This window comes from Bradyrhizobium brasilense, assembly GCF_029714345.1.
GTDB classification, from domain to species: Bacteria; Pseudomonadota; Alphaproteobacteria; order Rhizobiales; family Xanthobacteraceae; genus Bradyrhizobium; species Bradyrhizobium australafricanum.
Genome location: NZ_CP121669.1, coordinates 6700637 through 6714070 on the forward strand (window position 1 = coordinate 6700637; position 13434 = coordinate 6714070).

Consider the following 13434-nt stretch of genomic DNA (forward strand, 5'->3'; position numbering starts at 1 on the left):
ATTCCGGGTAGCTAGCGATGCGACGGACTCAGTCCTGCGCCGCGCCACCGTTGCGTTCGCCGCCTGCGATCTGCTGCAGCATCGACTTCGGCGTTGTCGCGAGCTCGATCTTCAGCTGGTCGCAGGTCGCCCGCCGCAGCAGGCGTTCGATCTCGGTCGCGGCATTGCGATTGGCCACACGCGCGCCCTCGCCGGTCGCCCAGAGCAGAAGCTGCCCGAGCCGACGGTCGCCATCGTCGCGCAGCGCCTCGATCGCGGCAGCGTCGGACATGTCGCCCCGGACGCGGGGCGTTGCTGGAATCTCCGGATGCGCCATGCTGCCGGCCAGTCGTTCGACCGTCGCGAAAGTATCGTCCTGCAGACGCACTTGCTCGAGCAGCGGCCCGGCCTTCCAGTCGGCTGCGAGCTTCAGCCCGTTCAGCGCGTAGACTGCAGAGAACACCTGCCCGCGAACGAAATCGTCGCTGCTGTTCGGCACGACATGGCTTTGCAGTGCATCGATGATGCCGTCGATCAGGCGTTCGAATGACGCGCTCATGCCGCGGCCTCCAATGCGCGCTCGAAGGCCCGCACGATCGAGGGCATCTGGCTTGCCATCACCGCAAGCCGCATGTCGTTGAAACGATCGACCTCGAAGGCGCGCACCGCGCACATCTGGATCGCCGCCGCCTGATACAGCGCATAAGCCTCGTAGAAGGCGAGGCTCTTGTCCGAAACGGCAATGCCGGAGGCGCGCTGATAGAGATGGATCACCTCCGCCCGCTCAAGCACACCATAAAGCTTGCGGCTCCTGGCATTGAAGGTCGGCATCAGCGCCCAGGCCAGATCCTCATGGGGATCGCCGAGATGAGTCAGCTCCCAATCCAGAATGGCGGCGATCCGCCCCTGGTGCTCGATGAAGTTTCCGATCCGGTAGTCGCCATGCACAATGGCACGGCGCGGCGGCTGCGGACAATTGTCGCGCAGCCAGCGCCCGCCCCAATCAAGCAGCGGGTAATAGCGCGCAGTGGGACGCGCGAGAGAGGCGCGCCAGCCGGCGATCGCACGCAGCTCGACGCGTTCCCCGCCCAGCTGCAGCGAAGCGAATGGGGTCGCGCCTGGGTCGATCCGGTGCAGCGACGCGAGTATCTCGATGAACTGCCGGGCGATCGCGCGCTTGTGGTCGGGATCGAGCTCGCTCGCCGCCCAGGGCGCAGGAACATCGCCCTCGACATGCGCGCAGATGAAGAACGGAAAGCCGATCTCGGCGCCATCCTGTTCTGATGACACCAACGCCGGCACCGGTACGCCGCTGCCGGCCAGCGACTGCAGCGCATGAACCTGGGGCAGCACCGAGTAAGGCGCAAACAGCCCGCTCGGTGGACCGACGCGCAGAATCAGTTTGCGGTCGCCTTCAGCCGCAGTGCGGGCCACGAACGCATAGGTGATCCAGGAGAAACCCGATGATTTGCGGCCGAAGCCGACAATCTCCGTCCGGCTCCCGGATATCCGCGACCAATGCCGCGCGAGTGCTGGCCGCACGGCGTCGTCATTGACCACGACCGGGCGAACAGGCGCCGGCACATCACCCGGCACATCTTGATCGGATCGTTTCGCAGCCTCCGGCATCAATTGACCGACCTCGTATAGCCTTGCCACTTCTCCTCGCGCAGCGCCGACTTCATGATCTTGCCGGAACCGGTCAGCGGCAATGGCTCGAGGCGGATATCGACAGAACGCGGGCACTTGTAACCGGCGATCAAGGTGCGGCAGTGCGCGATCACCATTTCGGAATCGAGACTCCTGCCGTCCTTCGGCACGACGATCGCATGTACCGCCTCGCCCCATTGCGGATCGGGCACCGCGATAACGGCGCATTCCTTGACGTGCTCGTGCTGGAAGATGGCGTTCTCCACCTCGCCGGAATAGACGTTCTCGCCGCCCGAGACGATCATGTCCTTCAGTCGGTCGACGATATAGACAAACCCGTCCTCGTCCATCCAGGCGCCGTCGCCGGTGTGCAGCCAACCGTTGCGCAGCACGCGCGCGCTTTCCTCGGGCTTGCGCCAATATCCGAGCATCACGCCGGCGCCGCGGATCGCGATCTCGCCGACGGTGCCGCGCGGTACTTCGTTGCCCGCGGGATCGATGATGCGGATTTCGACGCCGGGCGCCGCCCGTCCCGCCGATTTGCGCTTGCCCGCCAGCGGCCCTTCCAGCGCGTGGTACTCCCAAGGCAGGATCGTCGCCAGCGCCGCGCTCTCGGTCATGCCGTAGCCCTGATGGAAACGCCAGCTCGGCAGCACGCGCATCAGCTTGACCAGCAGCGCATCCGGCATCGGCGACGCGCCATATTCGCAATCCCTCACGCTGCTCAGATCATACGTGCCGAAGGACGGATGATTGAGCATCATGTTGAGCATGGTCGGCACGAACAGGCAGTAATCCACCTTGTGCTCGGCGATGGTCTTCATCGCGAGCTCGGGCTCGAATTTCGCGATGGTCACGTGCGTGCCACCGACCAGGGTCAGCGCGATCATCGGCGAGGTGCCCGCCAGGTGGAACATGCCGGCCGAGTGCAGATACCGGGTATCTTCACGGAACCGGAGCGCATAGATCCAGACCAGCGATTCATAGATGATGTTGGCATGTGACAGCATCACGCCCTTGGGAAACCCCGTGGTGCCGCCGGTGTAGAAGATGCCGGCGAGATCGTTGTAGGCGCCGGATGCATCCGCGATCGGCGCATGCGCAATGAGCTCGTCATAGCTTTGCATACCGTCGGGCACTTGCCCCTCGTCGAGATAGACCATCGCGGTGAGTGATTTTGCGCCGCGCAGCGCGGACGCAATCTCGGCAAAGGCCTTGTCGACCAGCAACAGTTTTGGCGTGGAATCGTCAATCGCATAGGCGTTTTCGGCGACCGCCCAGCGCGTATTGAGCGGCACCGCGACCGCACCGGCCCAGGCGATGGCATAGAGCGCCTCGATATAGAGGTCGCTGTTGTGCGCGAGGATGGCGACGCGATCGCCGGCATCGACGCCGAGCCGTCGCAGCCCGCCCGCGGTACAGGCAACGCGATGGCCGATCTCCTTCCAGCTCCGCGACCGTCCGGCGTGGATGGTGCCGGGTGCGTCCTTGCGCAATTGCACCGCCGCGATCAGCGCCTGCGTCAGCTTCATGTTTCCTCCACACCGTCATGCCGCGCACGCCTGCGGATGTTTCCGTCACGCATGAGGCCGATACGCCGTCCGGAGATTCCAGTTGATAATCCGGACAGACGGTCTATTATTGCATAGCCGATGCGAGGGGTAAAGCCTTTCAAGGCTTCCATCGCCGGATCAACCAGCCCCGCAAAAGAGGGCGTCATGGGAGGGGAAGATGCGGAAGCCAATCGTCACGCTTGCCGTGTGGGCGTTCGCGCTCGCCGGCGCGCTCGGAACTGCGAACGCCCAGAAGGCCTATGGTCCCGGGGTCAGTGACAGCGAGATCCTGCTCGGCGCCAACGCGCCCTACAGCGGACCGGCATCGATCTATGCGAGCTTCCCGAAAACCATGCTCGCCTATTTCGCGATGCTGAACGAGAAAGGCGGCATCAATGGCCGCCACATCAACTTCCTGACCCGCGACGACGCCTATAGCCCGCCCAAGACCGTCGAGGTGACGCGCGCGCTGGTCGAGAACGACAAGGTGCTCGCGATCATGGCGCCGTTCGGCACGCCGACCAACGCCGCGATCCAGAGATATCTCAACAGCAATGGCGTTCCGCATCTGCTGGTGCAGAGCGGCGGTACGCGGTGGAACGATCCAAAGCAGTTTCCCTGGACAACGCCCTACTCGCCGACCTACGTCAACGAGTCCCGGATCATCGCGCGCTACGTGCTGCGCGAGAAGCCGGATGCCAGGATCGGCGTGCTGCTGCAGGCCGACGACATCGGCAAGGACTTTGTGCTTGGCCTGAAGGAAGGGCTCGGCGCCAAGGCCGACACCATGATCGTCAAGGAGGCGATGTATCAGTCGACCGAACCTACGATCGATTCCCAGATCGTGAACCTGAAGGCATCAGGCGCCGATACCATCCTGATCGCCGCGCAGAACAAGTTCGCCTCGATGGCGATCCGCAAGATCCACGAGCTCGGCTGGAAGCCGCTGATCTTCCTCGGCTCGACCGCGAATTCGATCGCCGGCGTGCTGGTGCCGGCAGGCATCGAGGCCTCCACCGGCATCCTGACCACGACATCCTACAAAACACCGAACGATCCGGCCTGGGCCAATGACAAGGGCATGAGCGACTATCTCGCCTTCGCCGCGAAATATATGCCGGGGATGGACCCGAACGACGTGATCGCGGTGACCGGCTACACCACGGCCCAGCTCGGCGCGATCATCCTGCAGCGCTGCGGCGACAATCTCACGCGCGAGAACGTGCTGAAGCAGGCCACCAGTCTCAGCGGCATCGAGCTGCCGATGCTGCTCCCGGGCATCACGATCCAGACCACGCCGCAGGACTACGCGGCGATCACCGAGCGCCGTTTCGCCCGCTTCGACGGCAAGACCTGGGTGCTGTTCGGCGACATCGTGGGCGCCGGCCCGGCCAAGGACTGATCCCGCGCCACCCATCCGACCGAACCGGCTCAAACACAAGGACAAGAACAATGCTGACAGCCCAGGACGATCTCATCGGCCACCAGACGCCGCAGCCGTTTGCCAATGCAGGCGGCGGCGATATCCGCTTCACGGAGCGCTACTGGTACACCGCGCATCCGATCGACGGCAGCGAACTGCTGATCGATATCGGGCTCGGCTATTACCCGAACCAGAATGTCATGGACGGCTTTGCCGGCATCACCATCGGCCGCCGCCAGCACAATTTCCGCGCCTCGCGCCGGCTCGGCGCGCGCCCGCTGGACACGGAAGTCGGCGGGCTCAGAATCGAGATCGTCGAGGGCATGGGCCTGCATAGGATCTCGCTCGCCGACAATCCGTCCGGCATCAGCTTCGCGCTCGAATTCAAGGCGAGCTTTCCGGCGGCGCAGGAGAAGCAGAATTTTCGCGAGCGCAACGGTGTCGTCGAGGAAGACCTCGCGCGCGTCTCGCAATTCGGCCGCTGGCGCGGCTGGATCGTCGCCGATGGCAAGCGTTACGAGATCGAGCCCGAGCTGTGGTGGGGGCAGCGCGACCGCTCCTGGGGCCTGCGATCCGAGATGCGCACCGACGAGACCAGGCCACCGGTTGCGACCCATCGCAATTTCTTCTGGACCTGGTCGATGTTCCAGTTCGAGGAGTCAGCGCTGTCGATCTTCATCAAGGAGCGCACGCCGGGCAAACCGCATTACCTCTCGGGCACCGAGTTCCGCCGCGAAGCCGACGGATCGGTGTCGCATCGCGAAGTCACCTCGGTCGAGCACGCGATCGAATGGGCCGACGATCCGCTCGGTCAGACCATCGCGTCGGCCGACTTCACCTTCACATTCGATCGCGGCGAGCCGCGCCGCGTCAGGATGCATGGACTGCCGACGCGATTCTATCTGAAGGCCGGCATGTATGGCGGCCTGCAAGGCTGGACCCATGGCGACGACCGCGGCGAGAACCATGCCGCGCACGATATCTGGAACCTCGACGACGCGACGACGCGTGCTGTCGCACGCACGCTCTCGGACCACGTCGTCCGGCTCGAAAGCGGCAACGAGACCGGATTCGGCATCAGCGAATACGGCGTCGCCGCCGGCTATCCGCTCTATCCGGGACCGCAGAAATTCCCGGCGATGTGACCGGGATGGACGGGCAAGGCATGCGCGTCGCGGAGCGCAACGAAGCCGCGTGCGAACCATGGGACAACAAGGCCGCCGAGGCGTTGGTCTCGCTCGAGACCATCGCCCCATTGCGTTATCGTAGCCGGTTCGGCGACGGCAACCTCAACGGCCGGTCCTATGGCGGCCAGATCCTCGGCCAGGCCATGATGGCCGCAACACTCAGCGCGCCCGAAGATCGCCCTGCGGCAATGCTGCAGCTCTTGTTCCTGCGCGGCGCCGATCCTGTCAGGCGCATCACGCTTGACGCGGAGGTTCTGCAGGACGGCAAGCGATTCTCCTCCCGCCATATCGTCGGCACGCAAGGCGACGGGCGTACAGTGCTCAGCGCGCAGGCCACATTCTGCGCGCCGCAGCCGGGCCCGCGGCACGCGGTGCCGTTCGCACGATCGGAGGATCCCGAAAGCCTGCCCGATCTGAGCATGATCCCCGACGCGCTGATGGCGCAGTTGCGGCCGCTCGGCCCATATTCCCAGCACATCAAGCCCAGCATGGACTTCCGCATTCCGGAGATCGAACGCCAGCTCTCGGCCACGACGGCAGGGCCATGTCTGCGCTTTTGGATCAGATGCAGGCAGCCGCTCGCCGCCGGTTCCCGCGCCCAGGCCGCAGTGTTCGCCTATCTCTCAGACTGGTGGCTCAACTTCTCCAGCGTCGGCGGCCATCTCGGCGATCTGCAGTCGCGCGCGCCACTCTATCTGTCGAGCCTCAACCATTGCATCTGGTTTCATCGCGTATTTTCGCCTGACGCCTGGATGCATGTCGAAACCGAGAGCCCATGCGCGGATGGCGGCCGCGGGCTGTCGATCGCGCGCGTCCACGACCGTGACGGCGCGATGCTCGCCACCGCGATCCAAGAGACGCTGATGGTCCATCCAGAGGGCGATGAGTAGACGCCACGACGGTTGAGCTGATGCCACGATCGCGGCTTAGTTGCAGTGCCGAGCTACGGCAAGTTCCACCCGGTGTTGAATCCTGGCAACACCGGCCAACAAAATGAACAAACGTTCAGCTTAGCTCGATCGCGACCACGACTGTGCCGCATCCCTGTCAAATCCTGCCTGCGGGTGGCGCAACAAAAACACTTTGGGGAAAACCTACATGCAGCAGGCACCGCTGGCCGCACGGAGTGCGGAATCGTCTGGATATGTTCTCTACTTCCAGCTCGCCAGCAACGGCACGAGGCGCGCGTGCAGTCTGACGATCCAGGCGGAAAGCGCCAACGAGGCGGCGCGGATCTTTCGCGAGAACTGGGGCACGATCGAATCCATGGCCCGCGACGGCGTGAGCACGGGAGTGGTCGGCAAGACGCCGGTCAGCCTGGCGTTGTCGTGAGGCGCATCGCGCGGCCTACGGCAAACCGTACACCTGAGATGTGACAGGACGACGGCTGCAGCCTTAGGCGACGATCGCACGGCCATTTGACGCGCAGACGCGACAAGCAGGTCACGAGGTTCAGGGCTCGCGCACACGCGCGAGCCCTGTCGTGTCTTAGAATGATTCAAATCCATTCCGGTTAGAGAGATTCAAGTCTGCTCCGGTTCTTTTCGCGCGCGCCGACTGCTAGAGGCGCGCCGTGAACGAGTTCGCGTGAATCGGAAGTGCAAGAGTGCCTGTGAATGCTGATGGCCGGGTTGTCGGCGACCGTCGAAATGCCGCCGGCAAGGGCCGCACCCATCTGCTGATCGGCGCCGCATTCCTGCTCGATGTCGCCTCCGCGGCAACGCCGGCAAACGCTCAGTCGAGCGTCCCGTTGCCGCCTGTTTCGGTCGACCAGCCGACGCAGAAGCGCAAGCCGGCGGCCGCCGCTGCAAAGCCGGCGCAGCGAACGCAGGCGGCCGCGGCACGGCAGCGCAGCCGGAATGCCCAACCGGCGCCGCCGACACCGTCGGAGCGCGCGGCAGCTGCCGCCGCGGTGCTCAATGAAGCCAAGCTGCACTACCGCGCAATGCCAAGCCCAACCACGCTGCGCAGCGGCGCCTCGCCGCTGGACACCTCGCAGACGGTCAATGTCGTGCCCGAGCAGGTGCTGAAGGATCAGCTGCCGCGCAACCTCGATGACGCGCTCGCCAATGTCAGCGGCGTCACCCAGGCCAATACGCTGGCCGGCACCCAGGATGCGGTGATACGCCGTGGCTTTGGCGACAACCGCGACGGCTCGATCATGCGCAACGGCATGCCGCTGGTGCAGGGCCGCAGCCTCAATGCCGCGGTCGAAAGCGTCGAGGTGCTGAAGGGCCCGGCGTCGCTGCTCTACGGCATCATGGATCCCGGCGGCATCGTCAACACGATCAGCAAACGCCCCGAGCTCTATCAGCACGGCTCGGTGACCCTGCTCGGCTCGACCTATGCCAACTCCAGGACCGGCGCCGACGGCACCATCGACATCACCGGCCCGATCGGCGATGGCGGACTCGCCTATCGCTTTATCGGCTATGGCGTGAGCGAGGACTACTGGCGCAATTTCGGGCGCCACCGCGAAATGCTGGTCGCACCGTCGATGGCCTGGTACGGCGAGAACACCACTGTCCAGCTCAACTACGAGCACCGCGAATTCATCACGCCGTTCGACCGCGGCACTGCATTCGCTTCCGTGACCAAGGCACCGCTGGCGATCCCGGCGACGCGCCGGCTCGACGAGCCGTTCAACAACATGTGGGGGACTTCCGACCTGATGCAGGCGTCGGTCGAGCACCGGCTGAACCAGGACTGGAAGCTGTTCGCGGCCTACAGCTACAACACCGAGACCTTCAGCGCCAACCAGCTTCGCATCACCGGCGTCAACGCCAAGACCGGCGTCGAGACCCGCAGCAATGACGGCACATGGGGCTCGCTCAGCAATGCCAGCTACGGCACCTCCTATCTGCAGGGCAATGTCTGGCTCGGCAACATCCGCAACGAAGTGCTGTTCGGCGGCGACGGCCAGTACCGCACGATCTATCGCGACGACCTGATCCGGCAGGCGACGCCGAGCTTCAACTTCTACAATCCGATCTATGGGCTGATCACGCCGGGGACGACGGTGTCGGCCGCCGACAGCGCGCAGACCGACAAGCTCGGCCAGTGGTCGCTGTTTCTCCAGGACACGCTGCATCTGACCGAGCGCTTCGCGCTGGTCGGCGGCGTGCGCTACATGGATTACGACCAGCTCGCCGGCAAGGGCCGCCCGTTCATCACCAATACCAATGTCTCGGCCGACAAGGTGCTGCCGCTCGGCGGCGCCATCTTCAAGCTCACCGACCAGGTCTCGCTCTATGCGAGCTACACGCAATCGCTGAAACCCACCTCGACCATCGCGCCGCTTACCGGCGGCGTCGTGATCGGCTCCAACATCGCGCCCGAAGAGGGCACCCAGTGGGAGACCGGCGTCAAGTTCGACTTCAACAAACAGATCTCCGGCACACTTGCGCTCTACGACATCGACAAGAAGAACGTGCTGGTTTCGCAGCTCAACTCCACGACTGGTATCGTCGAGTACCGTACGGCAGGCAAGGTTCGCTCGCGTGGCGTCGAACTCGACGTCACCGGCAGGCTATCAGACAATTGGAGCATGATCGGCAGCTATGGCTATACCGACGCACGCGTAACCGAGGACCCGACGCTCGCCGGCAAGGCCCTGCAGAACGTTGCGCTGAACACCGCATCGCTCTACCTCGTCTATGATTTCGGCACCACCCTGCCCGGCCGGCTTCGCCTCGGCGGCGGCGCGCGCTATGTCGGCGACCGGCCGGGCGATGCCGCGAACAGCTTCGTGCTGCCGGCCTACACGGTCGCGGACGTGTTTGCGACCTACGAGACCAAGGTCCAGTCGTTCCCGGTCATCTACCAGTTCAACGTCAAGAACCTGTTCGACACGGTCTACTACCCCTCGGCCAACAGCATCCTGACGGTCGCGATGGGCGACGCGCGGCGCTTCTCGCTCTCGGCGACGGTGAAATTCTGATGAGTGACGTTCGGCGCCCGATCAAGGCTGCACTGCTGCAGGTCCATTCCCTGGTTGGCCTTGTGCTGGCGCTGCTGTGGACCATGGTCGGCCTCACCGGCGCGACGATGGCCTTTGAGGATGAGATCGAGGCCAGCCTGAACAGTCGGATGATGCGCGTCGAGGCCAGCGCGGCCCGGCGGCTCACGCCGGACGAGTTGATCGCGCCGCTGGCGGCGGCGGGCGATTTCGGCAAGGTCTCGGCCGTGACGATGTCGAGCGATCCATCGGCCGCGGCCCGCATCCGTTTCGCTCGCAGCGAAGGCGGCACGCGGCCGTCCTCGGTCTATGTCGACCCCTATGACGGGCACGTGCTCGGCTCGCCGCGCGGCGAGGACTTTTTCGCAACCGTCCGCAAGCTGCATCGCTGGTTGCTGCTGCCGGGCGACGGCAATGGCATCGGCCGCAAGATCACCGGGTCAGGCGCGATCTGCCTGATCGTGATGCTGATCACCGGCCTCGTGCTGCGCTGGCCGCGTCGTGCGCGCAGCGTAAAGATGTGGCTGAAGCCGAATCTGGGACTGCGCGGCCGCGGCCTGCATCGCTCGCTGCACGCCGTGATCGGGACCTGGGTGCTGCCGGTCTATCTGGTGATGACGCTGACCGGCCTGTGGTATTCGTTCGAATGGTACAAGGCCGGCGCCAACTTGCTGTTCGCGCGGCCTCAGGCCGCGGCCGCGGCGATGCCATCAAAGCCGCCGCGCGGCGCGTCGGCTGCCGAGAGCAAAGGTGACGCCAAAGCCGAAGCCAAGACCGAAGCGAAGCCGCTTGCCTTCGATCACGTCTGGTCGGCGTTCCTGCAGCAGGAGAACAACCGTTACGGAAGGGCCCTCATAACGCTGCCGCCCGGCGCGGGCATGGCCGTGCGCGTGCGGTCATGGCCGCGGGACTCGTGGCGCGAGGCCGTGCGTGACGAATTCCGCATAGATGCCCTCACCGGCCGCGTCATCTCATCGGATCGCTACGACGACAAGACCTTTGGCCAACGCGTCCTCGCCAGCGTGCTCGACATCCACCGCGGCGCCATCCTGGGATGGCCCGGCAAGCTCGCTTTCATGCTGGCCGCCGCCATGATGCCGCTGTTCGCCGTGACCGGCCTGCTGCTTTATCTGTCCCGCCGCAGGCACCGGCGTCTGGCGCGGCCGCCGGTCGGCCACCTCGTTCCGGGCGAATGAAGCCGTTCTATAAATTTGTCGCTCAGCCGAAATCGCACGCCGCGAGCCGGGCACGTAGCTCGGCGTCCGTTTCGGCCGCGAGCTCAAGCAATCCACGATAGGGATCGCCCGATATCCCGAGCACGGTAGCGAACGCAGGCTCGGTCTTGAGATCGCCCGCCCTCAATTTGCTGACGGCTCGCCGCAGCCGTCCATCATCAAGCGCAAGCAGCCGCCGTTCGACCTCGAAATGGATCCAGCCTCGTTGTTGCTCCACTGGACGCTGATCACCGAACAGTTCGAACGGCCAGCCGTCGCACACAAAGCGCGCAATCACCGGCCGCGTCCCCGAGGTCCATCGGAAGAGGACGAAATCATCGCACGCTTGATAGTGAGCCCAAACGATGTCCGCGAATGCGTTCGGGTCGGACGCATGGCAGACGATATCGATGTCGCTGCCGTGCACGGCAAGGCCGAGCGGCAGCGTTCCGACGATACGAGGATCGAACGGCTTCAGCAGTTCCATCACGTCGGAGCTGGTGACGGCGGATGCGTAGTGCCCGACACTCATCGCGTGGCATGCCCTCAAGATCGCAGCGACGCATTACCACACGCGCGTGCAACGCGCGAACCTCTGCAAATGGCCGGGAGTCGAGGGGAAGCGGCCCAAAAACGTCGCGGGGCGATCTCGACCGCGTTACCGTGGTCGAAAATCGCCCCGCCAAGGCGGACAGGCAAGGCTGCTCGCGCGCCAGCCTGTCCAGCCGATGTCGGAATGATCCGTTCGATCGATCAGCCGAACTGGTTCATCGTGTTGTGGGCGCCGCCCGCCTTGAGGGCAGCCTCACCGGCGAAGTACTCCTTGTGATCGTCGCCGATGTCGGAGCCCGCCATGTTCTGATGCTTGACGCAGGCGATGCCCTGACGGATCTCCGCGCGCTGCACGTTCTTGACGTATCCAAGCATGCCCTGCTCGCCGAAATACTCCCTCGCGAGATTGTCGGTCGACAGCGCAGCCGTGTGATAGGTCGGAAGCGTGATCAGATGGTGGAAGATGCCGGCGCGCTTGGCCGAATCCGCCTGGAAGGTACGGATGCGCTCGTCGGCTTCCTTCGCCAGCGGCGTGTCGTCGTACTCCGCCTTCATCAGCTCGGCGCGGTTATACTTGCTGACGTCCTGGCCGGCCTCCTTCATCGCGTCGTAGACCTGCCAACGGAAGTTGAGGGTCCAGTTGAACGACGGCGAGTTGTTGTAGGCCAGCTTCGCGTTTGGAATGACCTTGCGGATGCGATCGACCATGCTGGCGATCTGCTCGATATGCGGCTTCTCGGTCTCGATCCACAAGAGGTCGGCGCCGTTCTGCAGCGAGGTGATGCAGTCGAGCACGCAGCGATCCGCACCGGTGCCGGGACGGAACTGGTAGAGGTTGCTGGGAAGACGCTTCGGACGCATCATCTTGCCGTTCTGGTTGATGATGACGTCGCCGTTGCGCGCGTTGGCGGCCGTCACTTCCTCGCAATCAAGGAAGCTGTTGTACTGGTCGCCGATGTCGCCGGGCTTGTGGCTGACGGCGATCTGCTGGGTCAGGCCGGCGCCGAGCGAGTCGGTGCGGGTCACGATGATGCCGTCTTCGACGCCGAGCTCGAGGAACGCATGGCGGCAGGCGCGGATCTTCGCGATGAACACCTCATGCGGCACGGTCACCTTGCCGTCCTGGTGGCCGCACTGCTTCTCGTCGGAGACCTGGTTCTCGATCTGCAGGGCGCAGGCGCCCGCCTCGATCATCTTCTTGGCGAGCAGATAGGTCGCCTCGGCATTGCCGAAGCCGGCGTCGATGTCGGCGATGACGGGCACGACGTGGGTCTGGAAGTTGTCGATCTTCTCGATCAGCGCCTTTTCCTTGGCCTTGTCGCCTTCCTTGCGAGCCGCATCGAGCGCGCGGAAGATGTCGTTGAGCTCACGCGAATCCGCCTGACGCAGGAAGGTGTAGAGCTCTTCGATCAGGGCCGGCACCGAGGTCTTCTCGTGCATCGACTGATCCGGCAGCGGGCCGAACTCGGAGCGCAGCGCCGCGATCATCCAGCCGGACAGATACAGATAGCGGCGGTCGGTATTGCCGAAGTGCTTCTTGACCGAGATCAGCTTCTGCTGGGCGATGAAGCCGTGCCAGCAGCCGAGCGACTGGGTGTACTTGGTGCTGTCGGCATCATAGGCGGCCATGTCGGCGCGCATCAGCGCAGCCGTGTAACGGGCAACATCCAGACCGGTCTTGAAGCGGTTCTGCAGGCGCATCCGCGCCACGGCTTCGGCGGTGACGCCGTTCCAGGTGTCCTTGCCCTTGAGCAGCGCTTCGGCCGCCTCGATCTCGCTCTGATACGAAGCCGGTCCCTGGATGGCCCGGTCGCTGATCCCGCGCGGTTGGAAGTTCATGTCCGTGATCCCTTCGGTGACGAAATAACTGCACCGTTTGTGACGCGCGGCGTCATCGAGAGCTAGACCTGGCGCGGAA

General features: G+C 64.5%; 11 protein-coding genes. 6 read left to right on the top strand and 5 right to left on the bottom strand.

Translation table 11 applies throughout. From position 1 onward, the window contains the following. Window positions 1-28: 28 nt before the first annotated feature. From QA635_RS31300 to QA635_RS31310, 3 genes are read right to left on the bottom strand one after another with little or no spacing between them, the layout of a single operon-like run. On the bottom strand, window positions 29-538 hold the full coding sequence (locus QA635_RS31300; RefSeq protein ID WP_283063490.1) for a hypothetical protein: 510 nt from the start codon (window positions 536-538) through the stop codon (window positions 29-31). Then, on the bottom strand, window positions 535-1638 hold the full coding sequence (locus QA635_RS31305) for a phosphotransferase family protein (RefSeq protein ID WP_283063492.1): 1104 nt from the start codon (window positions 1636-1638) through the stop codon (window positions 535-537). Before QA635_RS31305 ends, QA635_RS31300 begins: the two co-directional genes overlap by 4 nt. Continuing rightward, a complete protein-coding gene (locus QA635_RS31310) occupies window positions 1608-3161 on the bottom strand; it encodes an acyl-CoA synthetase (RefSeq protein ID WP_283063494.1) in 1554 nt (517 codons plus the stop codon). The genes QA635_RS31305 and QA635_RS31310 overlap by 31 nt, the downstream gene beginning before the upstream one ends. 199 nt (window positions 3162-3360) lie before the next feature. On the opposite strand from QA635_RS31310, the gene QA635_RS31315 reads away from it, so the two are divergent. From QA635_RS31315 to QA635_RS31340, 6 genes are all read left to right on the top strand, one after another. Next, a complete protein-coding gene (locus QA635_RS31315) occupies window positions 3361-4584 on the top strand; it encodes an ABC transporter substrate-binding protein (protein ID WP_283063496.1) in 1224 nt (407 codons plus the stop codon). A gap of 50 nt (window positions 4585-4634) precedes the next feature. Continuing rightward, a complete protein-coding gene (locus tag QA635_RS31320) occupies window positions 4635-5750 on the top strand; it encodes an Rv3169 family protein (protein WP_283063498.1) in 1116 nt (371 codons plus the stop codon). 5 nt (window positions 5751-5755) lie between these two features. After that, a complete protein-coding gene (locus QA635_RS31325) occupies window positions 5756-6682 on the top strand; it encodes an acyl-CoA thioesterase (RefSeq protein ID WP_283063500.1) in 927 nt (308 codons plus the stop codon). A 208-nt stretch (window positions 6683-6890) separates the two neighbouring features. Beyond that, window positions 6891-7124, top strand: coding sequence for a hypothetical protein (locus tag QA635_RS31330; protein WP_159109512.1), 234 nt, complete (start codon window positions 6891-6893; stop codon window positions 7122-7124). A 280-nt stretch (window positions 7125-7404) separates the two neighbouring features. Beyond that, the gene (locus QA635_RS31335; protein ID WP_283071928.1) at window positions 7405-9732 is read left to right on the top strand and encodes a TonB-dependent siderophore receptor; all 2328 of its coding nucleotides are present in this window, start codon (window positions 7405-7407) and stop codon (window positions 9730-9732) included. Next, window positions 9732-10946: a PepSY-associated TM helix domain-containing protein gene (locus QA635_RS31340; protein WP_283063502.1), complete on the top strand. Its 1215-nt coding sequence runs from the start codon at window positions 9732-9734 to the stop codon at window positions 10944-10946. Before QA635_RS31335 ends, QA635_RS31340 begins: the two co-directional genes overlap by 1 nt. Before the next feature lie 22 nt (window positions 10947-10968). Here QA635_RS31340 and QA635_RS31345 read toward each other — a convergent pair whose 3' ends face one another. Beyond that, window positions 10969-11451, bottom strand: a complete 483-nt coding sequence (locus QA635_RS31345; protein WP_283063504.1) for a DUF4269 domain-containing protein — start codon at window positions 11449-11451, stop codon at window positions 10969-10971. Window positions 11452-11717: 266 nt separating this feature from the next. Beyond that, window positions 11718-13355, bottom strand: coding sequence for an isocitrate lyase (locus QA635_RS31350; protein ID WP_057018867.1), 1638 nt, complete (start codon window positions 13353-13355; stop codon window positions 11718-11720). Window positions 13356-13434 lie beyond the last annotated feature (79 nt).